The sequence below is a fragment of the Vibrio genomosp. F6 genome, assembly GCF_005146325.1.
In the GTDB taxonomy this organism is placed as follows: domain Bacteria; phylum Pseudomonadota; class Gammaproteobacteria; order Enterobacterales; family Vibrionaceae; genus Vibrio; species Vibrio cortegadensis.
Genome location: NZ_SYUT01000031.1, coordinates 203213 through 228341, shown reverse-complemented (window position 1 = coordinate 228341; position 25129 = coordinate 203213). Strand labels below are relative to the sequence as shown.

Here is a 25129-nt window from a genome sequence, read left to right as displayed (position 1 = left end):
TTAAAGGGTTTCTAATCTAACGAAATTAACGAGTTTTTTTACTTTGACAAGTAAGTGTGATGCAAAGCGTGTTCAAAGACGCACTTTTTGCTTAATGAAACGGAAAATAGAGCACAGATTTTATTCTGTACTCTATCAATTAGCTATTTCGACGCGTGGTAAATCGCAAATTTGGTGGTCTTATTTATCGTCGCGCAATTACTAAAAGCTTGCTCGATAATCGGGATGTATTTGAGGAAACTATTCGCCACAATAAGCAGCTGACCTTTACGTGTCATGCGGGTTGGAGCTTTCGCTAGCAGTGTTTCCGTTGCGCTGTAGCTGGTATCTAAACCTGAATGAAAAGGGGGATTACTGATGATAAATTGGTAGTCATCGCTACAATCTGAATAGACATCAGAAGCAAAAACACGACCTTGTAATCCGTTAGCTTCCAGAGTCGCTTGGCTTGAGGCAACGGCTAATGCGCTAATGTCACAGAGTTCTAATTCAATATCTGGATTTTGGCTTGCCATCACTGCACTGAGAACCCCTGCGCCGCAACCAAAATCTAGAACTTTACCAGAAAGTGCTGGTAGGCTATCAAGCAGTAATTTACTGCCAATATCAAATTCACCATGACTAAATACACCAGGTAAACTTTTTACGGTTAACGTCTGTTCTGCGTATTGGACGGTGTAGGTTTTGAACCAATCTTGTAGTGCAAAAGTGGCTACTTGTTCGGTGCATTGTCCCCAATAGAACGAACAACGGCGAGCTGAATCGTATTTTTTCACAGGCCCATAAGCTTGGAACATTTTTTCGATACTTTTTACGCCAGAGCGGTTTTCGCCAACAACGACGATCTCGGTATCTGTACCTAGCTTCGCCAATAACATGGCAAGAAGGTATTCCGCTTCCGCTTTGGCTTTTGGCCAATACAATAAAATCATATCGGCTGGAGTTTCTGCCGTAAATTCAGCACCAAAATATCGAGAGATAGATGAGTGAGCTTCTAACTGGCGGTAATAGCCATAATGAGTTGTGAATACACTCACCGATGCACAGTGCTTTTCTAACTCGATAGGAAACAGATCTTCGACTTCGCCAGCAACAAGTACATGCTTTCCTTCAAAGTAGGCAAGCTGACGTTGGGCGATTTGACTCGGTGTTGTATAAACAGACATGATGAACTCAATTAATGGCAAGCGAAAATACGAAAGGGCAGATTCTCGCATAATCTGCCCTTTGCTTGAAGATATTTTAATGCTCTTCAGCACTCTCTCGTGGATAGAGAGAGTGTGAATTAATTATTGTCTTGTTTATCTAAGAAGTCTTTAAATTCTTCTTCATAGATATTAAACAGCACCATAGTGATAGCGAAAATAATAGGGCCATAGATAAGACCAATTAAGCCAAATAGTTGGATCCCGCCCAGTAATGAGAAGAAAATCATCAGGGTATTCATCCCCGCGCTGCCTTGCATTAAGAATGGTCTCAATAGATTGTCAATAGAACCGACAATCGCAACGCTCCATACCGTTAAGAAGATCGCCCAAGTGGTATCTCCGGTTAAAAATAGGTAAATTGCCGCAGGGATCCAAATTAAGGCCGTTCCTACGACAGGAATGAAAGAGGCAAATCCCATCATGGTTCCCCAGAAAAGTCCTGGGAACCCTGCGATCCACATACCTATCCCGCCAGCAAAGCCTTGTGCTATGGCAGTAAGAAAAGATCCCATCACTGCGGATTTTGACACTTGTTCGATTTCCGAGAGTAGTTTGTCTTCTTGGCTGCGAGATAAAGGCAAGATATGGCGGATCGCACTGATGATCTTGTCGTGATCGCGAAGCAAAAAGAACAGCACAAATAGCATCAAGAAGAAATCCATTAGGAAGTTGGTGGCATCCCCAAGAATTCTCGCACTAATGGCAACCAAATTTGAACCAAATGATGTGGCGAATTCCCCAACTTTTTGGGCAATAGATTGTGGTTCAATAGTGTCAAAAGGAAGATACTCATTGATAAAAGCAAGAGCCTTGACCACTAATGGGTGAGCAAAGAGCTCTTGAATACCACCATGAGATACCCACTGATAAGTATTGTGTGAGAAGGATGAGCCCTGCTGAACAATAGCTGCAAAAACCGCCAGCAATGGAATAACGATTATAAAGGTGAGGATGACACAGGATAATAGGGAAACAATATTGGCTTTATTAGGCAGTTTTTTCTCTAGCCAATTATGAATAGGGAACATCAACAGTGAAATGATAAAGGCCATGACAATCGAATTGACATAAGGCTCTATCAATAAATAACAGGCATAAGCCGCTGCGAGGAGCGCCACAACGATAACCCAATGGCTAGATGTAATTTTGATTTTATCCTGCAAAATTAAGTCTCTAAAGTAGTCTTGATTAAGTTTATAATGACGTTAAAGCAGAAAGTGATCAATCAGGAGTTTTATTTATGGGCTGTTGTGGGAAAGATAGTGGTTGTAGCAAGAAAGCGCCTAAACGTAAAGTTCCATGGTTTTCGTTGCTTCTTGTGGGGTTATTGATACTTGTTGCTGTAAATTGGCAATAAAGAAAGTTGGTAATAAGTAGAAAGGCTGAGTTCAGCCTTTCTACTGCTCAATATTAAGTTATTCTGCTTCTTTTGCGATATTTGCTTCTTTTGCGATAATAGCAAAACAGCGGTCTGCCGCTTCTAGTGTGGCTTCAATTTCTTTAGAGCCATGAGCTAGCGAAGTAAAGCTTGCTTCAAAAGCTGATGGTGCAAGGTAAACACCGTGCTCTAACATCAGGTGGAAGAAGCGTTTAAAGCGTTCAACATCGCATTTTGTCACGTCATCAAAACAAGTCACACTCTGTTGATCCGTGAAGAAGAAACCAAACATACCGCCTACATAGTTTACGAGTAGAGGGATACCATGCTCGTCTGCTCGTTGTTTTAACCCCAAAGCGATTTGCTCTGTTTTAGAAGCAAGGCGTTGTGCATGACCGTCTTCTTTTAGAATAGTTAAACATGCGAAACCAGCGGCCATTGCAACAGGGTTGCCTGACAATGTACCCGCTTGGTATACAGGACCTGTCGGTGCGATATATTGCATTACTTCTTTACGACCACCGAAAGCACCCACTGGCATGCCGCCACCAATGACTTTACCAAGAGTCGTTAAATCAGGTTTGATGTTGTAATGCGCTTGAGCACAGCCTTGAGCCACGCGGAAGCCTGTCATTACTTCATCAAAAATCAGTAACGCACCTTCTTGATCACAAATTTCACGCAGACCTTCATGGAAGCCTTCAACTGGCGGGATGCAGTTCATGTTACCGGCAACAGGTTCAACAATGATGCACGAGATTTCACCTTTATTCGCAGCAAACAGTTCGCGAACCGATTCAAGGTCATTAAACGTAGCGGTTAATGTGTATTTTGCAAAATCAGCAGGTACGCCTGGTGAGCTTGGTTGGCCAAGTGTTAATGCGCCAGAGCCCGCTTTTACTAGTAGGCTGTCTGCATGGCCGTGGTAACAACCTTCAAACTTAAGAATTTTATCTCGGCCTGTAAAGCCACGAGCCAAACGGATAGCACTCATTGTTGCTTCAGTACCTGAGCTCACCATGCGCACTTGTTCCATTGACGGAACCATTTCAGAAACCAATTCAGCCATGTTGATTTCCATTTCGGTTGGAGCTCCGAAACTTAAACCACGTTGAGCCGCACTAATCACAGCTTCACGAATAACAGCATGGTTGTGGCCAAGAATCATTGGACCCCAAGACCCAACATAGTCAATATATGCTTTACCATCAGCATCAAAAATTAACGGACCGTCAGCACGTTCTACGAAAATTGGCGAGCCACCAACACCGTTAAATGCACGAACTGGTGAATTTACACCACCTGGAATGGTGTGTTGTGCTTTTTGATACAGCTCTGATGATTTGGTCATGATATATCCTCTTTTGATTGTTCGGACCAATTGTCACGCATTGTACCTATCACACTCCGAACTAGAAATGTTTTGGCCAAATTTCTGACATTTTTCACGCTTAATCAAAAAATTTGAGTGGTAGATAGAAAATGAAAGGGCTAGAAATGCGGAATAGTATCGGTGAATACTTGAACGAAACAGTCAGGTATTAGATAATCGCGGTATTATTAAAAAAGATACACCTGTTAACATGAGTTTTTACGATACTCAATTTAACGGGTCATTACACGAGAGAGGTTGTCGTGAGCGAAGTAAATGTACCACTGTCTTTTTCAGACGCAGCAGCAACACGCGTAAACACTTTAATTGCGGAAGAAGAGAACCCAGCATTAAAATTACGCGTTTATATTACTGGTGGTGGTTGTAGCGGCTTCCAATACGGTTTCACTTTTGATGAAAACGTAAATGAAGGTGACACGACCATTGTAAATAGCGGCGTTACTTTAGTTGTCGATCCTATGAGCCTTCAATATTTAATTGGTGGCGTTGTGGATTACACTGAAGGCCTTGAAGGGGCTCGCTTTTTTGTGAATAACCCTAATGCAACAACCACTTGTGGCTGTGGTGCATCATTTAGCGTCTAGTGAGTTTTGTAATACCTGAATTTACTAAATCTATAGCAGGTAAAGTGAAACGCTTCACAGCAAATGAAGCCTTCAGCAGTTACTTTATAGAATAACTGTATAAATTTTACGTATAAGGATGTTGCGTGAAATTTTGAGCGGTAATACTGATACCAGAAATGCAGATCGCTGGTGTTGGTATTTACGCTCTAGATCTCTATCTAAAAGGACTTCATATGCCGAATTTTCGTGCTGGTGGCTTTTTTGCTCAGCGACCATGGCTGATATCATTTCTACTCCTTCTGTTACTTTCTCTTTGGCTTGGTCTTGGTGCATTACGTGCTCAAGAAGCGCCGAACAATAATAAATCTCAAACCATCCCATTGGCGAAAGTGGTCTATCAAACTTTCAACGCGCAAGCGACTGATAAAAAGATCGATCTGTACGGTCGTACGGCTCCAGATCGACAAGCGACTTTAGGTGCTGAAATTGCAGGGAAGGTGACGCAGGTTAAAATCAAAAAAGGTGATGCTGTTAAAAAAGGCCAAGCCATTGTTCAAATCGATAAAGGCGATCTAGCCATTCAGCTTGAACGAGCGAATGCGGTGTTACGCTTAAAGCAGAAAGAATTTAAAGCAGCAGATTCACTTAAAAGTCGTGGTTTACAAGGTGAAGTCGCCTATACCTCTGCACAAGCTTCTTTAACGGAAGCTAAAGCGGCAGTGAGTAATGCGAAACTCGCCTTAAGTAACACATTAATTCGAGCCCCTTTTAGTGGTGTGGTTGAAGCATTGAATATCGAAGTCGGAGATTTTGTTGGTGTAGGCGATCCTGTTGCAACATTGATCGATTTAGATCCACTGGTGATAAAAGCCGATGTGAGTGAACGACATATCCAAAGCCTTCAAGCTCAGCAAGATGCAAGGATAAAGCTACTCGATGGTTCGACTGTCGCTGGCAAGCTTCGCTATATTTCTCGTATGTCTTCAGAATCAACGAATACTTTTCCTATCGAAATAGCCATCGCCAATACGGATAAGAAAATCCCAGCAGGGATAAGTGCAGAGGTGACCTTGAGCCTAGAATCTCAACTTGCCATTAAAATTACGCCTGCAATGCTCGCCTTGGATGATGTAGGCAACTTAGGCGTTAAAACTCTGCAACAAGATATGGTTCACTTTGTGCCAATCCAATTGGTTAAAGCTGAACAAGATGGCGTGTGGTTGACGGGGCTTGGAGAGAAGGTTGATATCATTACGATAGGGCAAGGTTTTGTGCGTGATGGTGATTCAGTGATTGCGATTGAATTTTCTGAACAACAAAACTAGGAGGCACTATGTATTCCATTATTGATGCCGCCTTATCTCGCGCAAGAACCATGTTAACGCTGTTGGTGCTGATTTTGATTGCTGGAATTGGTACTTATATAGCCATTCCTAAAGAGTCTAGTCCCGATATAACCATACCTATTATTTATGTATCAGTAGGGCATCAAGGTATTTCGCCAGATGATGCTGAACGCCTTCTAGTTCGTCCAATAGAGCAAGAGTTACGCTCTATTGAAGGTGTTAAAGAGATGACCGCCACCGCTTCTGAAGGGCACGCTTCGGTCGTTCTTGAATTTAACGTTGGTGTCGACCTAAGTAAAGCGATGGCGGATGTTCGAGATGCGGTCGATCTTGCGAAACCTAAACTTCCCGCAGACAGTGATGAACCTACTGTAAATGAAGTGACATTAGCGTCAGAGCAGCCCATCTTATCGGTTGTCCTTTATGGAACGGTACCAGAAAGAACCATTGTCCAGTTAGCAAGGCAGTTAAGCGATAAACTGGAGAGTTACCGCCAAATACTAGAAGTCGATATAGCAGGGGATCGTGACGATATCGTTGAGATTATTGTTGACCCTCTATTGATGGAGAGCTACGGGCTGGACCAAGGAGACATTTACAACCTTATCGCGTTGAATAACCGAGTCGTTGCAGCTGGATTTGTTGATACGGGTTATGGTCGTTTCTCGGTGAAAGTCCCTTCGGTGTTCGATTCTTTAAAAGATGTACTAGAGTTGCCAATCAAGGTTGACGGTAAACAAGTGATCACTTTTAGTGATGTGGCGACCGTGAGACGTGCTTTTCGCGATCCAGAAAGTTTTGCTCGACTGGATGGTAAATCAGCGGTGGTGCTTGATATTAAAAAGCGCGCTGGCGAAAATATCATAGAGACGGTCGAGTTAGTCAAAGCGGTGATGGTTGAAGCGCAGAAGCTTGACCAATGGCCTAGTAACCTTCTGGTTAAATACACCTGGGATGAATCTAAAGATGTCGAGATCATGCTCAATGATCTGCAAAATAATATTCTATCTGCCATCATCTTAGTGGTTATCGTCATCATTGCGATTTTAGGTGTTCGAACCGCGCTGCTTGTTGGTATCTCTATCCCTGGCTCATTTCTAACTGGTTTACTCGTACTGTCTGTTTTTGGATTAACCGTTAATATCGTGGTGCTTTTCTCTTTGATCATGGCCGTTGGAATGCTGGTGGATGGCGCCATTGTGGTGACCGAATTTGCAGACAGAAGAATGCAAGAAGGCACGCCAAAGAGAGAAGCTTACCAAGATGCGGCGAAACGAATGGCTTGGCCAATTACTGCATCAACGGCAACAACACTTGCTGCATTTGCACCACTGCTTTTCTGGCCTGATATTACGGGTGAGTTCATGAAGTTCTTGCCATTGACATTAATTGCCACCTTATCGGCATCTCTTGTGATGGCACTGCTATTTATTCCAGTGCTAGGCAGTTTGATTGGTAAGCCACAGCATGTCTCGACAAAAAATAAAGAGAAAATGCTCGCTTTACATAATGGTGATTTTTCGAAAGCTACGGGTCTGACCAAACTCTATTACCACACGTTATCAATTGCTATTAAGCACCCTCTGAAAATCTTACTGTGTTCAATATTGCTTGCGGTGAGTGTCGGGTTTACCTATTCAAAAGCAGGTTTAGGCGCGGAGTTTTTCCCTGAAGTGGATCCTCCTTTCTTTACGGTGAAAGTGCGATCTTATGGTGATCTCTCTATTGATGAGAAAGATGTGATCATGAGCCGAATTGAACAGGTGATGTTAGATCATGAGGAGTTTGAGAGCGTTTATACCCGAACGGGAGGGGATGATGAAATTGGACAAATTCAGATCACCCCTGTGGACTGGCAATATCGACGCCGTGTGAAGGACATTATTGATGAGTTAAAACAGACAACTAATCAATTCGCGGGCGTTGAAATAGAGTATAAATTCCCTGATGCTGGCCCTCCGGTAGAAAATGACTTAGTGATAGAGATGTTTGCTCGAATTCCTGATTCATTAGATGGTGCGGCTAAGTTAGTTCGTCATTGGGCTGATAATAACCCGGCCCTTACAAACATCAGTGATACCTCAAGTAAAGAGGGAATTGATTGGAAAATTGATATTCGTAGAGGGGATGCGGCTCGTTTCTCTGCTGATGCGACGTTAGTGGGAAATACCGTACAGTTCGTCACTAATGGGCTCAAAATTGGAGATTATCTTCCTGATGATGCAACAGAAGAAGTCGATATCTTAGTGCGCTTCCCTGAAGATAAGCGGGATATAGGACGCTTTGACCAATTAAGAATAAAGACGCCTGCCGGTCTTGTTCCTATTACCAATTTCGCTCAAATCGTGCCAGATCATAAGCAGGACACCATCAATAGAACCGATGGCCAGCGAGTGATCAGTATTATGGCGGATATGGAAGAAGGTTATAACCTTGCCCTTGAACTACCCAAAATTCAGCAAGCGCTCACCGAGTTGAATTTGCCTAGCGGTGTTGAATTTAAAATTCGTGGCCAGAATGAAGAACAAGAACATTCATCTGAATTTTTACAGAGCGCCTTCATGGTTGCATTGGCGGTGATGGGGTTGATTCTAATTACCCAGTTCAACAGTTTCTATCAGGCGTTACTGATCTTGAGTGCGGTGTTGTTCTCTACTGTCGGTGTGTTTATAGGGTTGCTGATCTTCCAACGTCCGTTTGGCATTGTGATGTCAGGTATTGGCGTGATTGCGCTTGCTGGGATTGTGGTTAACAACAATATTGTATTGATTGATACCTTTAACCAATTGATCAAGCGTGGGCTAAGCAAACAAGATGCCATTTTACGTACTGGTGTTCAGCGTTTAAGGCCCGTGATGCTGACGACTGTTACGACCATATTGGGATTAATGCCAATGGTACTGGAGATGAATATTGATCTGATTAATCAAAAGATCGAATTTGGTGCTCCGAGTACGCAGTGGTGGTCACAGTTGGCGACGTCTATTGCCGGTGGATTAGCGTTTGCTACCGTTTTGACTCTCGTGTTAACCCCATGCTTATTGATGCTAGGGCGAGATAAATCCAAGGCGGCAGTAACTGAGCCAAAACAACTGGCAGAACTGAAGTCTGACGATGCTCAAATAGTTAGAGCTTAAAGAGATAAAGTTGAATTTGAGAGCACCAAGAAAGAGCATTAATGAGTTCTCTTTAAGAGGTAGAGATACAGAGGTAAAGAGATAGAGAGTGGCGAGATGTCTATTCACCACTCTCTATTGATCACGATTTCATAACAATTATTGTCTATGCCTATTACTGTTTAGCGAGCAATTGACCGTATCGTTCAAGTTTATTCAATCGAATATTCGCGTTGGCAATAAAGGTTGCTTTCGCTTTGCCTGTTAGCGATTTTGATTGCGGTAGTTTAACCGTGCGCGCGTTCTTATGTACGCCATTTACTAGGAATTCATAATGTAGGTGCGGGCCTGTCACTCGTCCGGTTCCACCTAGTGTCCCTACCGTTTGCCCCTGTTTCACTCGTTGGCCTGTTTTCACCATACGACGTTTCATGTGCAGGTATTTTGTGATGTAGGTATTGCTATGGCGAATGAAAACGTAATTACCGTTATATTTGTTGTAGCTAGACTTTTGCACGATACCATCACCAGCAGCCCAAATAGGCGTTCCTACTGGAGCTGCATAATCCGTACCTCTGTGAGCACGAACTTTTCCTGTCACAGGGTGTTTACGACGAGGGTTAAAGTTTGAGGTAACACGACGGAAATCAATAGGAGAGCGTAGAAATGCTTTTTTCATAGCACGCCCTTTCTCGTCGTAATAGTTGCCCGTTTTATCATCAAGGATGGCGGTAAAGGTATCCCCTTGGTTGGTAAATACCGCGGCCATTATTTTACCTCTGCCAATCACTTCACCTTCCACCACTTTCTCTTGATAGAGCATTTTAAAGCTATCGTTCTCTCGGATGTCTAAGGCGAAGTCAATATCCCAGCCAAATATGCCAGCCAATTCCATGATTTGGTTCGCGGTTAATCCTGATGAAATGCCAGCATTCCAGAAGTTGGATGTGATTTTCGCTTCCGCATAATTGTATTGGTAGTTGATCTCTTTCTTATCGAATTCAGATTGAAACCCAAAGTCAGTCCGAGTGACTTTGAATGTTTCAAATGCGCTGATATTACGTTTGAGCTGTACCATCTCATTGTTTTCATCAAAACCGAAAATGAGCTTGTCGCCTGGTTTCAATTTGGTGAGTTGAGTTTTGATATCTTTATTGGTTGATACGAGGTTATAGAGTAAACGTGCGGATAAACCAATGCGTTTGAAAAGAACAGAAGCACTCTCACCGGATTGAACTTTGTGCGTTTCCCATTTTAGTACTGTCGTAGGCAATATGTCCTGACCAGGGGAAAGCGCCTCTGCATTAATCGCCAAAGGATAATGTCGCCCTAGTTCTAGGCGGCTTTCATCTGTTCTTAGATCGCTAGCATCGGGTAATAAAAACAGCGCAACAAAAATAATGGCGCTAAAAAAGACAATTAATGTCTTATGAATCCAAGGTAGGCGGGTAAAAATCGACAACATGTTCAGGTTCGTTCTGTATTTTTTGTGAAAATAGACAACGGAATAGTTTAACTGGTTTCAAAAAACATCTCTATTCAGTAATATGTCTGGATAACATATTTTGCCAAATCTGTGGGAGCAACCAACAATGGCGAGTTTTGAAGCAGCACTTGCTGAAATTAAACGCGGTGTAGAAGAGCTAATACCGGAAGAAGAACTAATTGCAAAGCTGAAAGAGGATCGTCCTCTTCGTATTAAGCTAGGTGCCGATCCAACTGCACCCGATATCCACCTTGGTCACACAGTTATTTTTAATAAACTGCGTCACTTTCAAGATCTCGGCCATGAAGTTACTTTCCTTATTGGTGATTTCACAGCAATGGTTGGAGACCCGTCAGGTAAAAATACGACGCGTCCACCACTTAGCCGTGAAGATGTATTGAGAAATGCTGAAACGTATAAAGAGCAAGTATTTAAAATTCTCGATCCGGCACGTACTAAAATTCAGTTCAACTCTGAATGGTTATCTGAATTAGGTGCTGAAGGTATGATCCGTTTAGCATCGAACCAAACCGTTGCTCGTATGCTTGAACGTGATGACTTTAAAAAGCGTTATGCTGGTGGTCAGCCAATCGCTATTCATGAATTTATGTATCCTTTACTGCAAGGTTACGATTCTGTTGCGATGGAAACGGACGTTGAGCTTGGTGGTACCGATCAGAAGTTCAATCTACTGATGGGTCGTGAACTACAAAAAGCACACGGACAAAAGCCTCAAGCTGTATTGATGATGCCGCTATTGGTAGGTTTAGATGGCGTTAAGAAGATGTCTAAATCGGCACATAACTACATCGGCATTAGCGAAGCGCCAAGCGAAATGTTTGGTAAAATCATGTCTATTTCAGATGACTTGATGTGGAGCTACTACGAACTCCTTTCTTTCCGCCCACTTGAAGAAGTTGCGGAATTGAAAGCAGGCGTTGATGCAGGTAAGAACCCACGTGATGTGAAAGTTCTATTGGCTAAAGAGATCATCGCTCGTTTTCACTCAGAAGCCGATGCTGATGCAGCAGAGCAAGAGTTTGTGAACCGTTTCGCGAAGAATCAAATACCTGAAGATATGCCTGAGTTTGAATTTGAAGCAGGTATGCCAATTGCTAACGTATTAAAAGAGTCGGCTTTAGTGAACTCGACTTCAGATGCGATGCGTATGATCAAGCAAGGCGCAGCTAAGATTGATGGCGCTAAAATTGAAGATAATAAACTCGTTCCTGAAGTTGGAACGGCGGTTTACCAAGTTGGTAAGCGTAAATTTGCTCGTATTACGATCAAATAATAGTGGTTATCAATAGTAGAACGTAATTCAAAAAGGCATCGTGATGATGCCTTTTTTTATACTTAAAAAACGAAGTAAATGTGATGCTTTACTCATCTAATTCATGGGCTTGGTTTGTTTTTTTTGTTAGAATACCGCCGCTGCCAGTAAGGCAGTATCTTTGGAGATTTTTATGAACCATACCGACCATCCTCCCAGTTGCTGGGTAAAAAGCGCTAAGGGAGCAAAATAACCCGTTTCGGTATCGGTGATCTTCACTCCTACCCAACGGTAGGGGACTATTCCTGTCAAACTGAATGAGCATGACTCTATTGCTTATTTTTAATGACACTGTATCCAGTTTTCCCAATCTATTTTCTCTTATATGTACTTTTGTATAGGTATCTTGCCGTGCGCTTGAGCTATACAGATGGTCGTTACCAATGCCAATCGGGAGATTCGCCATGACGGTAATGAACAACATTTTTCAACACCACAATACTCATTTTTCGAATGCGGAGATCAGCGCTGCGACGAATGCGTTTTTACAATATGAGCAGTCACACCAGATCCACTTATTGACGGTGATGTCGATTGAAGAAGCCGTGGGGGTTTTGAACCACTGCACGGTTGGGTATGTGCAGGAGTTACTCTCACTGTTAGAGCTGGAAGGTTATGACAAACGAGCGCGTCATTATGCTCACCAATTGGGTTTCATTCGTTCAGAAGCGGAGACCACTCAGGGGTATTTGGCGACGAGTGTGCTGGAACACGTTAAACAGCGAGTCGGTTGGATCGTTATTCTGGCTTTGTTCGGGATCATCTCTGGGCTGATTATCGCTCAGTATGAAAACACATTAAGCCAGTTGATGTTGCTCGCGATTTATATGCCAGTTATCGCTGCCGCCGGTGGTAATACTGGCACGCAAGCGGCGACATTGGTGATACGGGCGTTAGCGACTGGAGATCTTAAGAAAAGGCAGTGGATATCTGTTCTTTGGAAAGAGAGCCGGGTGGCGATATGCCTAGCGATTGCGATTTCAGCAGTGATGATGGGGCGCATACTATTATTTGGCGATGCTCAATCAACAGGGGGATTTGATATCCATTTGATTGCTTTTGCTATTGCAGTCGCTCTGTTTATCCAAGTGACGATATCAACGACCTTAGGAGGGCTATTGCCAATATTAGCCAGAGTCATCAAGCTTGATCCTGCGGTTCTAGTTAGTCCTGTACTTGCCTCGATCGTTGATATTTCAGGTATGTGGATCTACTTTACCGTGGTGAATTACTTTTTAGGTTTAGCCTGACTTGCTTTTAAAACATCACGATAAAATTCTTGTTCGAATAATGTGATAGGAGCGGTGACTGGTTTGCCATCGCCGCTCTTACTTGGGAAGTAGTCACTCACAAATTGAATAAACATCGTTTCAGGTTGACCATTTTTATTTAAACCGTATCCCGCCATATTGTAAGTACCGTATAAAGAACCACTTTTAGCGATAAGTTGATCTGAAATTGGGTTTTTTCTCATGCTAGAGCGATATTTCAAGGTTCCATTCTTTCCAGCGACAGGCATCAGTTTTATCAAGTTAAGTTGCTGATCATTTTCCCAGATATAGTGCAGAACATGAGACATGTCTGATGCGGTTATGCGGTTATTTCTTGATAACCCAGAACCATCAACCAGTTGTGCATCTGTTAAGTCTATACCCGCTTTTGCAAACAGTATTTGTTTGATCGCTTGTGTGCCATTACCAAAACTGCCCGGTTGGACAAAAAAGTGCGCACCTAGCGTTTTTGTTAAATTGTCTGCGATTAAGTTATTCGACTTTTTTAGCATGATATCGAGTAACTGTGGGAGCTTTTCTGAACGGTGCTCAGCGATGAATTCACTCGAACCTTTGTTCGCAGGAGCGCCAATGAAAATATCTCCGCTGATTGTCATGTTTAATTCATGCAAAATCTGAGTGATTAAAGCTTGTGTATAGAGTTCGGGTTGCTGAAGAGCAAATTTCAAAGGCAGAGGCTTTGTACGCGACACTAAGCAGCCGGAAAGTGCATAGCGATTATTGTCGTAGGTTTGCAGTTCCAAATCACACTGAGTCGCATTTTGTCCTGCCTTAGATACCGTGGTGGCATTTGAAGAAACGGTGATCGGTTGATGTTGTGGGACGTGAACGCGCGTTGAGCCATTAGTTTGAGTATAGATTGATGCCTGAATACAGTTGCCATCGAGAGTAATTGCGGTAGATGGAGCACTGTAGCAGACCCCTAAAATATCCCAAGGCCAGCCTACCGCACGCGGGTATCCAGTAAATGCTGAATTATCTAACCACAGGTTACCGTCTATCGAATGAGTCCCCATCTGCTTTAGCTGGATGAACAGCTGCTTTAGATGAGCTCTTGTGAGTGTTGGATCACCAGAGAAGCGAATAATCAGATCTCGGCCGCTTCTTTCAAGAGTGGTCGGAAAGTAGAAATCATCACCTAGCTCTAACTTGGTCGCGAGAGCCGTTAATAGTTTTAAAGTGCTGGCTGGAGGATAGAGTGAAGATGAGTCTTGCTTTATGACAGCGTTATCTGAAGACAATGATTGAATGATTAAACTGCTACGGCTGCCATTTGGCAAATGAGAAGTAGGTGAATATGCGAGAGAGAATTGAGAAAACAGTAAACAACAAACAAGCAATAGCGAACGCATAATAAAAACTTCTAGAAAAGGAGTAGTTATGAGTATACATACATAAAAAAACGCCTGCTAGAGAGCAGGCGTTTAAATTCATTTTGTATCTGAGACTAATTTAGAATCAGGTTAGACTTAGAAGTCGTAACGTAGACCTAAAGCTAGTTCATCTTCAGCATCCATAGATGTTGCAGAACCGTTACCAGCACCAACTTCACCTAGCTTGTCGCCTTTAGAGATTAGGTTGAAGTTGTAAGATACGTAGCCACGGAAGTTAGGCTTGAAGAAGTAAGTTGCATCTACAGCAATGTTATCTGCTGATGTTTCGCCATCAGTTTCTGCATTGTTGTAAGTAGAAGAGAATACAGTTTGACCCATAGTGTAAGCTGCTGCTAGCTCGTAACCTGTGTAGTCTGCATCTTTCTTGTCTTTTTCACCGTCAGTGAATACACCAGCGAAGTATAGATCACCCATTGTGTAAGATGCTGCTAGCATGTATTCGTTTTGGTCTGCTTGGTCCGCGTAACCACCACCAAGTGCTAGGCCAGTTTCGCCGATAGTGTAGATACCAGATAGAGAGTAACCATCTTCACCGTTGTCGCCGTATTCGCCAGGGTTAGTTGTTGTGCCTTCAACACGGTCAGCAAAACGGTAGCTTGCTTTAACATCTAAAGCGTTGAAAGAACCTTTGTACGAGATCATGTTGTCTGTACGGTCAGCAGCCGCAAGTTTGTCTGCTGCAGAGTTACCGTGGTAAGCCATGATATCAGTGAAATCTGTGATTACACCAAGAGCACCGTCGTTTTTACCGTAAGTTACTTCACCAAATTCACCACCGATACCAGCGTAAGCGTAACGGTTATCTAAGCTATCAACAGAAACGTCATTACCATTAGTGTCTGTTACTGTTGCTGGGTCAGTTACGAATTCACCTTCGTAGAAACCAACGCCGTATAGGCCATCTTGGATTTCAACTTTACCTAGGAAGTTAAGACGAACACGTGATTTGTCTTCAACTTTGCCATCTTTCATAGATAGACGAGCTTCAGCACGGCCACCCATTTCTAGAGAAGTACCATCTTGATTGTAGAGTTCAGATGCGTTTGCGCCAGTAGCGATTGCAGCAGCAGCTACAGAAAGTGCAATTAATGTCTTTTTCATTGTTATAAGTCCTAAATTTACTGTCCATAAATTATGCGAGAGGAAGTTCCCGCTCGAGTACTCTCTATTTGCTTAAATCTGATTCGCTATATCTGCGATGTACGAAGCAAGCTCAAGTAATCTGTGGTTACTTTTTACCCCTAAAGTTCATCAGCTCGTTAGTAAAATGATATAAATGAAAGTTATGAACACTGTTTTATTGCTTTTTTATAGGTGTAAGCTGTTGTTTTATATTGTTTATGTCGAATGTTCTTTTGGCGGGGATTTGCGTTTTTTTTAGCTTTTTTTATATTGGTATGCCCAATTTCTATCAATTTAGCTATTTTTGATAGCCACGAAAAATTAATTCCTGTGAGTCGAATGGTAGTTTCATGCTTGGAAAAATTAATTAAGATGATTTAGCTCTTGAGTTTGTTTAAACTAATAGCATGTTAGTTAATCCCTACTTTAGCTGTTGTGCTAAGAGGGTTTTTTTGTCCAAAGAAAACTTTGGCATAGAGGTTACGTAATGGAAAAGGTTCCAATGACCCTTCGTGGTGAAAGTAAACTGCGAGAAGAATTAGAAAGATTGTTGAAGCTGCGTCCTATTATTTCAGCTGCAATTGGCGAAGCTCGTGAGCTTGGCGATTTAAAGGAGAATGCTGAATATCATGCTGCTCGTGAAGAGCAAGGTATCTGTGAAGCTCAAATTCGTGATATTGAATATAAGCTATCTGTTGCTCAGATCATTGATGTGACTAAAATGGAAAATACCGGAAAAATTATTTTTGGTACTACCGTTACTTTGATCGATGTTGATACCGACGCAGAAGTGAAATATCAAATTGTTTCTGAAGATGAAGCGGATATTAAATCTGGCAGAATTTCTGTTAAATCACCAATTGCACGCGGATTAGTGGGCAAAATGGAGGGGGATGAAGTGATTATCTCGACTCCTGGTGGCGATAAAGACTTTGAAATTGATAAAGTAGAATATATTTAATTTTCAATTTTAGCGTTGAAAACTAAAAAGGCCGCAATGCGGCCTTTTTCTATTTCGTAACAAAGTTTGCAATTAATGCGAACTGTTATTTACGAGGGATCTCGATTTTACGCTCAGGTGTCTGGCGGAATAGTACTAATGTTTTACCAATAGTTTGTACTTTTTCTGCGCTTGTTTCACGAACAATAGCGTCAATAATCAATTGCTTAGTTTCGCGATCTTCTGATGCGACTTTGATTTTGATCAGTTCATGGTGATTCAGAGCAAGATCTATTTCCGCTAGAACAGCCTCAGTTAGTCCATTTGCGCCCATTAGCACAACAGGTTTTAAACTGTGAGCTAGGCCTTTTAGGTGCTGCTTTTGTTTGGTGCTTAGGTTCATTATGCGGCCAATTTTCTTTATTATAAGGGTTGAAAAAACCTATTTTAGCGCCATCTAATCCCGAAGACTATAATTTATTAGGCATTGATGTCGACCAACGAGTTAGGAATCTAATGAGTAAACAGAAACACTCGGCCAGTTCAGGCCGCTGGTTGAAAGAACATTTTGATGATAAGTATGTGAATGAAGCCAAAAAAAGAGGCTATCGTTCACGTGCAATTTTCAAAATTGAAGAGATTCAGAATAAAGATAAATTGCTGAAACCAGGTATGACAGTGGTGGATTTAGGTGCTGCACCTGGAGGTTGGTCACAATATGCAACAGAAATTGTTGGCGAGGAAGGACAAGTTATTGCTTGTGATATTCTCCCAATGGATTCCATTGCGGGAGTGGCTTTTCTGCAAGGTGATTTCCGTGAAGATGCGGTATTAGAGGCCTTGCTAGAAAGAATTCAGCCTGACATGGTAGATGTTGTGATGTCTGATATGGCTCCGAACATGGCTGGAAATCTTTCGGTAGATCAGCCAAGAGGTATGTATTTGGTTGAATTAGCGTTGGATATGTGTCGACAAGTTCTAGCCCCAAATGGTAGCTTTGTAGTTAAAGTATTCCAAGGTGAAGGATTTGATCAGTACACCAAGGAAATACGCAATATGTTCAAAGCAGTTAAAATAAGAAAACCAGATTCTTCGAGAGCTCGCTCCCGTGAAGTCTATATCGTAGCCACTGGTTACAAAGGTTAACGATTTGCTTGCAAAAGCAAAACTTAACACTATAGCTACAGGTTACAAACTGTAGTACCCTACCTTTAATTACAATTAGTTATCGCGAGGCTTACACCTTGAGTGACATGGCAAAAAATTTAATCCTGTGGCTAGTAATCGCAGTCGTCTTAATGTCGGTATTTCAGAGCTTTGGCCCTGGTGAAAGTAACGGCAGAGCGGTTGATTACACCACATTTGTACAAGAAGTTGGCCAAGGCCAAGTACAAGAAGCACAATTTAATGACAGTCAAATAACCTATGTTCGTCGTAGTGGTGGTGCTAAGTTTGTTACTTACATGCCCGTTTATGACAGCAAGCTTCTTGACGACTTAATTAATCAGAAAGTGAAAGTACAAGGTACTCCGCCAGAAGAGCAGAGCTTACTAAGTACTATCTTTATCTCTTGGTTCCCAATGATCTTGCTTATCGGTGTATGGATATTCTTCATGCGTCAAATGCAAGGCGGCGGTGGCGGCAAAGGCGCGATGTCTTTCGGTAAGAGTAAAGCTCGCATGATGAGCGAAGAGCAGATCAAAACATTGTTCTCTGACGTTGCTGGCTGTGATGAAGCAAAAGAAGATGTAAAAGAGCTAGTTGATTACCTTCGTGACCCAAGCCGTTTCCAAAAGCTAGGTGGTAAGATCCCTACAGGTATCTTGTTAGTTGGTCCTCCTGGTACGGGTAAAACGCTACTTGCTAAAGCGATTGCTGGTGAAGCAAAAGTACCGTTCTTTACTATTTCAGGTTCTGACTTTGTTGAAATGTTTGTTGGTGTCGGTGCATCTCGTGTGCGTGACATGTTTGAACAAGCGAAGAAAGCAGCACCTTGTATTATCTTTATTGATGAGATCGATGCTGTAGGTCGTCAACGTGGCGCAGGTGTTGGTGGTGGACACGATGAACGTGAACAAACACTAAACCAAATGCTTGTTGAAATGGATGGATTTGAAGGTAACGAAGGTATTATCGTTATCGCTGCAACCAACCGTCCTGATGTACTAGACCCTGCATTGCTTCGTCCTGGTCGTTTTGACCGTCAAGTAGTTGTTGGACTTCCTGATGTTCGCGGTCGTGAGCAAATCTTGAAAGTTCACATGCGTAAAGTTCCACTAGCGGGCGATGTTGAACCATCACTAATTGCACGTGGTACTCCAGGTTTCTCTGGTGCCGACCTTGCAAACTTAGTCAATGAAGCTGCTCTATTTGCTGCTCGTGGTAATAAACGTAACGTTTCTATGGTTGAGTTCGAACTTGCCAAAGATAAAATCATGATGGGTGCTGAGCGCCGTTCAATGGTGTTGTCTGAAGAAACGAAAGAATCGACGGCTTACCATGAAGCTGGGCACGCAATTGTTGGTCGTTTAGTTCCTGAACACGATCCAGTGTATAAGGTTTCTATTATTCCTCGTGGTCGAGCTTTAGGTGTGACGATGTACCTACCTGAGCAAGATCGTGTGAGCATGAATCGCCAACATCTAGAATCAATGATTTCTAGCTTGTACGGTGGTCGTCTAGCTGAAGAGTTGATTTACGGTAAAGACAAAGTCTCTACTGGCGCATCAAATGATATCGAACGTGCAACTGATATTGCTCGTAAGATGGTGACTCAGTGGGGCTTCTCTGAAAAACTTGGTCCTCTGCTTTATGCAGAAGATGAAGGTGAGGTGTTCTTAGGCCGTAGCGTAACTCAAACGAAACATGTTTCGAATGACACGGCTAAACTGATTGATGACGAAGTTCGAATTATCATAGATCGTAACTACGACCGAGCTAGAAAAATTCTTGAGAAAAATATGGATATCATGCATTCAATGAAAGATGCATTGGTGAAATATGAGACGATTGATGCTGGCCAAATTGATGACTTAATGGAACGCAAAGGCGATATTCGCGAACCAGCAGGTTGGGCTGATCAAGTTAACGGTAGTGAATCTGCTAAGAGCGAAGCAAAAGCTGAAGTAAAACCAGCAGCTGAAACTCAAGACACAGAACCGAAACCGGACGTTGAAACGAAAGATAAAGATTCAGAATAATTGAATTATGATATTAAGCCCTGAGGAAACTCAGGGCTTTTCTGTTTCTGTCGTTTAGCGATAATGAGCATGAGTATATCGAAGAGCGATATGTGTTTTCTTGGGGTATAACCAACGATGATTTTAAAAGCAAATAATAAACAGCTTCACCTCGATCGCCCACATGTGATGGGGATTCTCAATGTTACCCCTGACTCTTTCTCTGATGGTGGAAAGTATCATTCGTTAGATAAAGCGCTGATTCAAGCTCAGCGCATGATTGATGCTGGCGTAAGCATCATTGATATCGGTGGGGAATCAACAAGGCCTGGAGCCCCGGATGTTACGTTGGAAGATGAGTTGAACCGAGTCATTCCTGCCATTAAAGCGATCCGAGAAATATCCGATGTTTGGATCTCTATCGATACCAGTAAAGCTGAGGTGATGCAGCAAGCGATTGCCGCTGGGGCAGATCTAATTAATGACGTTCGGGCACTTCAAGAGCCGGGAGCGTTAGAAGTGGCAGCAAAGGCGCAAGTTCCTGTTTGTCTTATGCATATGCAAGGGCAGCCGCGCACCATGCAAATCACACCGTCGTACCAAGACTTGTTGGTTGATGTAACGTCATTCTTACAAGAGAGAATCGCGGCGTGTGAAGCGGTAGGAATTCAGAAAGAACAGCTGATTTTAGATCCTGGATTTGGCTTTGGGAAAACAATCGATCATAATTACCAACTTCTTGCGCATTTAGATCAATTTCATGCTCTTGGTTTGCCGATTCTTGCGGGGATGTCACGTAAATCAATGGTATTTAAGTTACTCGATAAAGCGCCTGCGGAATGCATGGTCGCAAGCGTAACATGTGCAACGATTGCTGCTTTAAAAGGAGCTCAAATTATTCGAGTCCACGATGTTGAAGAGACAATAGAAGCGATGAAAATTGTCAACGCAACTACTCGAAATTTATAATTGAGCCAAATAATAATTTAAGGAATAAACATGTCAAACAGACGTTACTTCGGCACAGATGGTGTCCGTGGGAAAGTTGGTCAATATCCGATTACCCCTGATTTTGTATTAAAACTTGGTTGGGCTGCTGGTCGAGTGCTAGCAAAACAAGGCACGAAGAAAGTCATTATTGGTAAAGATACTCGAATTTCTGGTTACATGCTTGAATCTGCATTGGAAGCTGGTTTAGCGGCTGCGGGTTTGCAAGCGACGTTTACTGGACCAATGCCAACACCAGCTGTTGCGTATTTAACACAAACTTTCCGAGCGGAAGCGGGGATTGTCATTTCTGCATCACATAACCCTTTTTACGATAACGGTATTAAGTTCTTCTCTTCAGAAGGAACAAAGTTATCAGATGAGATTGAGTTAGCGATCGAAGCTGAATTAGATAAAGATATTGAGTGTGTAGAATCAGCAGATCTAGGTAAAGCGGTCCGTCTTAATGATGCCGCAGGTCGTTATATCGAATTTTGTAAAAGTACATTCCCAAGTCATTTAAGTCTTGCGGGCATGAAAATCGTAATCGACTGTGCGCATGGAGCGACATACCACATTGCGCCAAGCGTTTTCAAAGAGCTTGGTGCTGATGTAATCGCTATGGGTGTTGAGCCTACTGGTACTAACATTAACCATGAAGTCGGAGCCACCGATGTTCGTGCACTGCAAAAACGCGTAGTCGAAGAGAAAGCGGCTCTTGGGCTTGCATTTGATGGTGATGGTGACCGTATCATCATGGTGGATGAATTAGGTAATAAAGTCGATGGCGACCAAATTGCTTATATCATTGCTCGTGATGCACTACGTCGCGGTGAACTAAAAGGTGGTGTTGTTGGTACGCTGATGACAAACCTTGGCATGGAGAACGGACTTAAACAGCTTGGTATTCCATTTGTACGAGCGGCGGTAGGCGACCGTTACGTCATGGAACAATTGCTGCTTAAAGGCTGGAAAATCGGTGCTGAGAACTCAGGTCACGTTATCTTGCTCGATAAAGTGACAACAGGCGATGCTATTGTTGCTGCTCTACAAGTGTTAGCTTCTGTTATCGACAGTGAAATGACATTAAATGAGTTGGCTCAAGGCATGACACTGTATCCACAAGTTCTTATCAATGTTCGCTTTAGTGGTGATTCTAATCCGTTAGATGCGGAAGCAGTAAAACAGTCTGTTTTAGATGTTGAAGCCGAACTTGGTGAAAAAGGACGCGTACTGTTACGCAAGTCTGGAACCGAGCCATTATTGCGTGTAATGGTTGAAGGTGAAGATGCTGATTTAGTGCAGAGATCTGCAGATAACATTGCAGAGGCAGTCAAAGCAAGCTGTTAGGCTCAAATGACGAAAGTGCAGGTTCCTTGTCATGGTTGGATAGGGAACTTGGCATTGTTTGTCCTTTTTTTGACCGTTTAAACTTGAAGTTGACGCTTTTTAGCAATTTCTTCTTGTCAGTTAAGCATCCTTTCGCTAGTATTGCTCGGCCTTCAGTTAGGAGGTCGTTAGCTTTGTTTTAAAATATAATGATTTAAAGCAGTGCTGGCTCAACTATTCGGAACATAGGTGGAAAAATGTTTTCAGTTCTACTTGTGATTTACCTGTTGGCAGCGGTTGGTGTAATTGGCCTCGTGTTGATTCAACAAGGTAAAGGCGCAGATATGGGAGCCTCATTCGGTGCTGGCGCTTCAAACACAGTGTTTGGTGCTGGTGGCTCAGGTAATTTTTTAACCCGAATGACAGCAATTTTTGCAACAGTATTTTTTGTTCTTAGCTTAGTGCTTGGTAATATGTCTACACATAAAACTGAGTCTCAGTGGGTTGATCCTACTCAAGGTCAAGTTATCCAACAAGCTGATGACACAATGAGCGAAGTTCCAGCTAAATCTAGCGACGAAATTCCTCAATAACTTTTTTTCGAAAAAGTTCTTTGATGCCGAGATGGTGAAATTGGTAGACACGCTAGCATGAGGTGCTAGTGCCTTAGGGTGTGAGGGTTCGAGTCCCTCTCTCGGCACCATATTTACAAACTTGTAAAAACCTTAATTGAGAGTGTATAATCTCATTAAGTCGGACGCGGGATGGAGCAGTTTGGTAGCTCGTCGGGCTCATAACCCGAAGGTCGTCGGTTCAAATCCGGCTCCCGCAACCATTTTTGATTATTCTTTAATGATTGATTTGGTCGCAAGTTTGCGCAGTGTGAACCTCACTGCGAGTTAAGTGTAAAAGTCCTCTGAGACTATATACTTAACACATCAGGGTCCAGCAACATAAACCTCGATTTTCGGGGTTTTTTGTTATCTGTACTTTTCGATTTTCGAAATTGTATGGGTAGTTTGCTTGGGATTTAAATTGGGCTCTGAGCCCTTTTTTTGTTTCTGGAGTGGTTAAATGACTGGTTTAGAAAGACAACTTACTGAAATGCTAGATGCGCCAGTGGCTGCATTAGGCTATGAGTTAGTTGGATTGGAATTTATTCGTGCTGGTGAGCACTCAACACTACGTATCTACATTGACCATGAAAATGGAATTTTTGTAGAAGATTGTGCTGAAGTTAGCCGTCAAGTAAGTGCAGTGTTAGATGTTGAAGATCCTATTTCTGTGGCGTATAACCTAGAAGTATCTTCACCAGGTTTAGAAAGACCACTATTCAATGCAAATCATTACCAACAATTTATTGGTCATGAGGCAAGCATCGTATTAAAAATGGCCGTTGCTAACCGCCGCAAGTGGAAAGGTACGATCAATGCAGTTGAAGGTGAGACCATCACTGTAACTGTTGACGGGCAAGAAGAACATTTTGCATTGAGCAATATTTCTAAAGCTAACCTAATCCCTAAATTTTAGTTCTCCTAGAGAGAAGAGCTTAAGAGGCTAGATTAATGAACAAAGAAATTTTAGCGGTAGTTGAGGCTGTTTCTAATGAGAAAGCACTTCCTCGTGAGCGTATCTTTGAAGCACTAGAGATCGCATTGGCTACAGCCACTAAGAAAAAACACGCTTTAGAAATTGAAGCTCGTGTTGTTATTGACCGTAAGAGCGGTAATTTTGAAACTTTCCGTCGCTGGGAAGTGGTAGCAGAAGTTGAATTCCCTACAAAAGAGATTTCAATTGAAGCTGCACAGTATGAAGATGAAACCCTAGAGCTTGGCGGTTTTGTTGAAGACGAAATTGAGTCAGTGACGTTTGACCGTATTACTACTCAAACAGCAAAACAAGTTATCGTACAAAAAGTACGTGAAGCTGAACGTGCTCAAATCGTTGAACAGTTTATTGATAACGAAGGTGACTTAGTTACTGGTGTTGTGAAAAAAGTTAACCGCGATACAGTTGTTCTGGATCTTGGTAACCAAGCAGAAGCGGTAATTTTACGAGATGACCAACTTCCTCGTGAAAACTTCCGTCCAGGTGACCGTGTTCGTGGTTTACTATATGCAGTTAAGCCAGATGCTCGTGGTTTCCAACTGTTCGTAACTCGTTCAAAACCTGAAATGCTAGTTGAATTATTCCGCGTAGAAGTGCCTGAAATTGGTGAAGAGCTAATTGAACTGAAAGGTGCTGCTCGTGATCCTGGTTCACGCGCGAAAATTGCAGTGAAAACTAACGATAAACGTATTGATCCAATCGGTGCGTGTGTTGGTATGCGTGGCGCTCGTGTTCAAGCTGTTTCTGGCGACTTAGGTGGCGAACGTATTGATATCGTTATGTGGGATGATAATCCTGCGCAATTCGTTATCAACGCAATGGCTCCAGCTGACGTAGCATCAATCATTGTTGATGAAGATTCGCACTCAATGGATATTGCTGTTGAAGCCGATAACCTAGCTCAAGCTATTGGCCGTAGTGGTCAAAACGTACGTCTAGCTTCACAACTTACTGGTTGGGAACTTAACGTAATGACAGTTGCTGATCTAGAGAAGAAGCACCAAGAAGAATCAGTAGCTGCTATTGAAAGCTTCATGAAGCACCTTGATATCGAACAAGATTTTGCAGAAATGCTTGTTGAAGAAGGTTTCTCAACACTTGAAGAAGTGGCTTACGTACCAGTACATGAACTATTAGAAGTTGATGGTCTGGACGAAGGTATTGTTGAAGAGCTACGTGGCCGAGCAAAAGATGCTCTAACTACATTAGCCCTTGCTCAAGAAGAGACATTCGATGGTGTTGAGCCAGCAGAAGATCTATTAGGTCTTGAAGGTCTTGAGCGCGAGATGGCATTCAAATTGGCAGCAAAAGGTGTAGTAACACTTGAAGATCTTGCTGACCAAGGTGTAGACGAACTTGAAGGTATCGAAGATCTAACAGAAGAACGCGCAGGTGAGCTAATCATGGCTGCACGTAACATTTGTTGGTTCGGCGACGAAGCATAATTCAGCA

20 protein-coding genes and 2 tRNA genes are annotated in these 25129 nt (G+C 42.6%); 15 read left to right on the top strand and 7 right to left on the bottom strand.

What is annotated here, in order from left to right:
* Positions 1-143: 143 nt before the first annotated feature.
* The 3 genes from rsmC to hemL form a co-directional block, all read right to left on the bottom strand.
* Complete coding sequence (rsmC, locus tag FCV43_RS14180) at positions 144-1166, bottom strand: 16S rRNA (guanine(1207)-N(2))-methyltransferase RsmC (protein ID WP_136995596.1); 1023 nt, start codon at positions 1164-1166, stop codon at positions 144-146.
* Positions 1167-1285: 119 nt separating this feature from the next.
* Positions 1286-2371 (bottom strand): AI-2E family transporter, encoded by a 1086-nt coding sequence (locus FCV43_RS14175; RefSeq protein WP_017054125.1) that lies wholly within the window; start codon positions 2369-2371, stop codon positions 1286-1288.
* Positions 2372-2623: 252 nt separating this feature from the next.
* Positions 2624-3937: a glutamate-1-semialdehyde 2,1-aminomutase gene (gene hemL, locus FCV43_RS14170; RefSeq protein ID WP_017054123.1), complete on the bottom strand. Its 1314-nt coding sequence runs from the start codon at positions 3935-3937 to the stop codon at positions 2624-2626.
* Positions 3938-4221: 284 nt separating this feature from the next.
* Here hemL and erpA point away from each other — a divergent pair, with 284 nt between their 5' ends.
* The 3 genes from erpA (at position 4222) to FCV43_RS14155 (ending at position 9028) form a co-directional block, all read left to right on the top strand.
* Entirely contained in the window at positions 4222-4563 is a 342-nt protein-coding gene (gene erpA / locus FCV43_RS14165) for an iron-sulfur cluster insertion protein ErpA (protein ID WP_017054122.1), read from the top strand.
* A gap of 215 nt (positions 4564-4778) precedes the next feature.
* Positions 4779-5870, top strand: coding sequence for an efflux RND transporter periplasmic adaptor subunit (locus tag FCV43_RS14160; protein ID WP_029203530.1), 1092 nt, complete (start codon positions 4779-4781; stop codon positions 5868-5870).
* Positions 5871-5878: 8 nt separating this feature from the next.
* Positions 5879-9028 (top strand): efflux RND transporter permease subunit, encoded by a 3150-nt coding sequence (locus FCV43_RS14155; RefSeq protein WP_136995553.1) that lies wholly within the window; start codon positions 5879-5881, stop codon positions 9026-9028.
* Positions 9029-9182: 154 nt separating this feature from the next.
* Here the strand turns inward: FCV43_RS14155 and FCV43_RS14150 are convergent, their stop codons facing one another.
* A complete protein-coding gene (locus FCV43_RS14150) occupies positions 9183-10472 on the bottom strand; it encodes a peptidoglycan DD-metalloendopeptidase family protein (protein ID WP_136995552.1) in 1290 nt (429 codons plus the stop codon).
* A gap of 127 nt (positions 10473-10599) precedes the next feature.
* On the opposite strand from FCV43_RS14150, the gene tyrS reads away from it, so the two are divergent.
* Complete coding sequence (tyrS, locus tag FCV43_RS14145) at positions 10600-11787, top strand: tyrosine--tRNA ligase (RefSeq protein ID WP_017054118.1); 1188 nt, start codon at positions 10600-10602, stop codon at positions 11785-11787.
* Between the two features lie 443 nt (positions 11788-12230).
* Positions 12231-13076 carry a magnesium transporter gene (locus FCV43_RS14135; protein ID WP_017054116.1) on the top strand — a complete coding sequence of 282 codons (846 nt, stop codon included), beginning with the start codon at positions 12231-12233 and terminating at the stop codon, positions 13074-13076.
* Here FCV43_RS14135 and dacB read toward each other — a convergent pair.
* Both dacB and FCV43_RS14125 read right to left on the bottom strand, forming a co-directional pair.
* Complete coding sequence (dacB, locus tag FCV43_RS14130) at positions 13055-14470, bottom strand: serine-type D-Ala-D-Ala carboxypeptidase (protein WP_136995551.1); 1416 nt, start codon at positions 14468-14470, stop codon at positions 13055-13057. The two genes, FCV43_RS14135 and dacB, sit on opposite strands and share 22 nt — an antisense overlap.
* Positions 14471-14587: 117 nt before the next feature.
* Entirely contained in the window at positions 14588-15613 is a 1026-nt protein-coding gene (locus tag FCV43_RS14125) for a porin (RefSeq protein ID WP_136995550.1), read from the bottom strand.
* A gap of 508 nt (positions 15614-16121) precedes the next feature.
* Here FCV43_RS14125 and greA point away from each other — a divergent pair.
* A complete protein-coding gene (gene greA, locus FCV43_RS14120) occupies positions 16122-16595 on the top strand; it encodes a transcription elongation factor GreA (RefSeq protein ID WP_113799192.1) in 474 nt (157 codons plus the stop codon).
* 85 nt (positions 16596-16680) lie between these two features.
* Here greA and yhbY read toward each other — a convergent pair whose 3' ends face one another.
* Positions 16681-16977, bottom strand: a complete 297-nt coding sequence (yhbY, locus tag FCV43_RS14115) for a ribosome assembly RNA-binding protein YhbY (protein ID WP_017054112.1) — start codon at positions 16975-16977, stop codon at positions 16681-16683.
* Between the two features lie 113 nt (positions 16978-17090).
* Between yhbY and rlmE the strand changes: the two genes are divergently transcribed.
* From rlmE to nusA, 9 genes are all read left to right on the top strand, one after another.
* Positions 17091-17720, top strand: a complete 630-nt coding sequence (rlmE, locus tag FCV43_RS14110; RefSeq protein WP_017054111.1) for a 23S rRNA (uridine(2552)-2'-O)-methyltransferase RlmE — start codon at positions 17091-17093, stop codon at positions 17718-17720.
* A gap of 107 nt (positions 17721-17827) precedes the next feature.
* The gene (gene ftsH / locus FCV43_RS14105) at positions 17828-19774 is read left to right on the top strand and encodes an ATP-dependent zinc metalloprotease FtsH (RefSeq protein ID WP_136995549.1); all 1947 of its coding nucleotides are present in this window, start codon (positions 17828-17830) and stop codon (positions 19772-19774) included.
* A 117-nt stretch (positions 19775-19891) separates the two neighbouring features.
* Entirely contained in the window at positions 19892-20722 is an 831-nt protein-coding gene (gene folP / locus FCV43_RS14100) for a dihydropteroate synthase (RefSeq protein WP_017054109.1), read from the top strand.
* 30 nt (positions 20723-20752) lie between these two features.
* Positions 20753-22090 carry a phosphoglucosamine mutase gene (glmM, locus tag FCV43_RS14095; RefSeq protein ID WP_017054108.1) on the top strand — a complete coding sequence of 446 codons (1338 nt, stop codon included), beginning with the start codon at positions 20753-20755 and terminating at the stop codon, positions 22088-22090.
* A gap of 236 nt (positions 22091-22326) precedes the next feature.
* Positions 22327-22662: a preprotein translocase subunit SecG gene (secG, locus tag FCV43_RS14090; RefSeq protein WP_017054107.1), complete on the top strand. Its 336-nt coding sequence runs from the start codon at positions 22327-22329 to the stop codon at positions 22660-22662.
* A 25-nt stretch (positions 22663-22687) separates the two neighbouring features.
* Positions 22688-22772 (top strand) — tRNA-Leu (locus FCV43_RS14085).
* Positions 22773-22827: 55 nt separating this feature from the next.
* Positions 22828-22904 (top strand) — tRNA-Met (locus tag FCV43_RS14080).
* 239 nt (positions 22905-23143) lie between these two features.
* The gene (gene rimP / locus FCV43_RS14075; protein ID WP_017054106.1) at positions 23144-23599 is read left to right on the top strand and encodes a ribosome maturation factor RimP; all 456 of its coding nucleotides are present in this window, start codon (positions 23144-23146) and stop codon (positions 23597-23599) included.
* Between the two features lie 35 nt (positions 23600-23634).
* A complete protein-coding gene (gene nusA / locus FCV43_RS14070) occupies positions 23635-25122 on the top strand; it encodes a transcription termination factor NusA (RefSeq protein ID WP_113799188.1) in 1488 nt (495 codons plus the stop codon).
* The last annotated feature ends 7 nt before the right edge of the window (positions 25123-25129 follow it).

Excerpts from the sequence above, each read along its gene's own strand:
- rsmC (WP_136995596.1), bottom strand. The coding sequence starts at position 1,166 with ATGTCTGTTTATACAACACCGAGTCAAATCGCCCAACGTCAGCTTGCC.
- hemL (WP_017054123.1), bottom strand. The coding sequence starts at position 3,937 with ATGACCAAATCATCAGAGCTGTATCAAAAAGCACAACACACCATTCCA.
- FCV43_RS14160 (WP_029203530.1), top strand. The coding sequence starts at position 4,779 with ATGCCGAATTTTCGTGCTGGTGGCTTTTTTGCTCAGCGACCATGGCTG.
- FCV43_RS14155 (WP_136995553.1), top strand. The coding sequence starts at position 5,879 with ATGTATTCCATTATTGATGCCGCCTTATCTCGCGCAAGAACCATGTTA.
- FCV43_RS14150 (WP_136995552.1), bottom strand. The coding sequence starts at position 10,472 with ATGTTGTCGATTTTTACCCGCCTACCTTGGATTCATAAGACATTAATT.
- tyrS (WP_017054118.1), top strand. The coding sequence starts at position 10,600 with ATGGCGAGTTTTGAAGCAGCACTTGCTGAAATTAAACGCGGTGTAGAA.
- FCV43_RS14135 (WP_017054116.1), top strand. The coding sequence starts at position 12,231 with ATGACGGTAATGAACAACATTTTTCAACACCACAATACTCATTTTTCG.
- dacB (WP_136995551.1), bottom strand. The coding sequence starts at position 14,470 with ATGCGTTCGCTATTGCTTGTTTGTTGTTTACTGTTTTCTCAATTCTCT.
- FCV43_RS14125 (WP_136995550.1), bottom strand. The coding sequence starts at position 15,613 with ATGAAAAAGACATTAATTGCACTTTCTGTAGCTGCTGCTGCAATCGCT.
- greA (WP_113799192.1), top strand. The coding sequence starts at position 16,122 with ATGGAAAAGGTTCCAATGACCCTTCGTGGTGAAAGTAAACTGCGAGAA.
- yhbY (WP_017054112.1), bottom strand. The coding sequence starts at position 16,977 with ATGAACCTAAGCACCAAACAAAAGCAGCACCTAAAAGGCCTAGCTCAC.
- rlmE (WP_017054111.1), top strand. The coding sequence starts at position 17,091 with ATGAGTAAACAGAAACACTCGGCCAGTTCAGGCCGCTGGTTGAAAGAA.
- ftsH (WP_136995549.1), top strand. The coding sequence starts at position 17,828 with ATGGCAAAAAATTTAATCCTGTGGCTAGTAATCGCAGTCGTCTTAATG.
- folP (WP_017054109.1), top strand. The coding sequence starts at position 19,892 with ATGATTTTAAAAGCAAATAATAAACAGCTTCACCTCGATCGCCCACAT.
- glmM (WP_017054108.1), top strand. The coding sequence starts at position 20,753 with ATGTCAAACAGACGTTACTTCGGCACAGATGGTGTCCGTGGGAAAGTT.
- secG (WP_017054107.1), top strand. The coding sequence starts at position 22,327 with ATGTTTTCAGTTCTACTTGTGATTTACCTGTTGGCAGCGGTTGGTGTA.
- rimP (WP_017054106.1), top strand. The coding sequence starts at position 23,144 with ATGACTGGTTTAGAAAGACAACTTACTGAAATGCTAGATGCGCCAGTG.
- nusA (WP_113799188.1), top strand. The coding sequence starts at position 23,635 with ATGAACAAAGAAATTTTAGCGGTAGTTGAGGCTGTTTCTAATGAGAAA.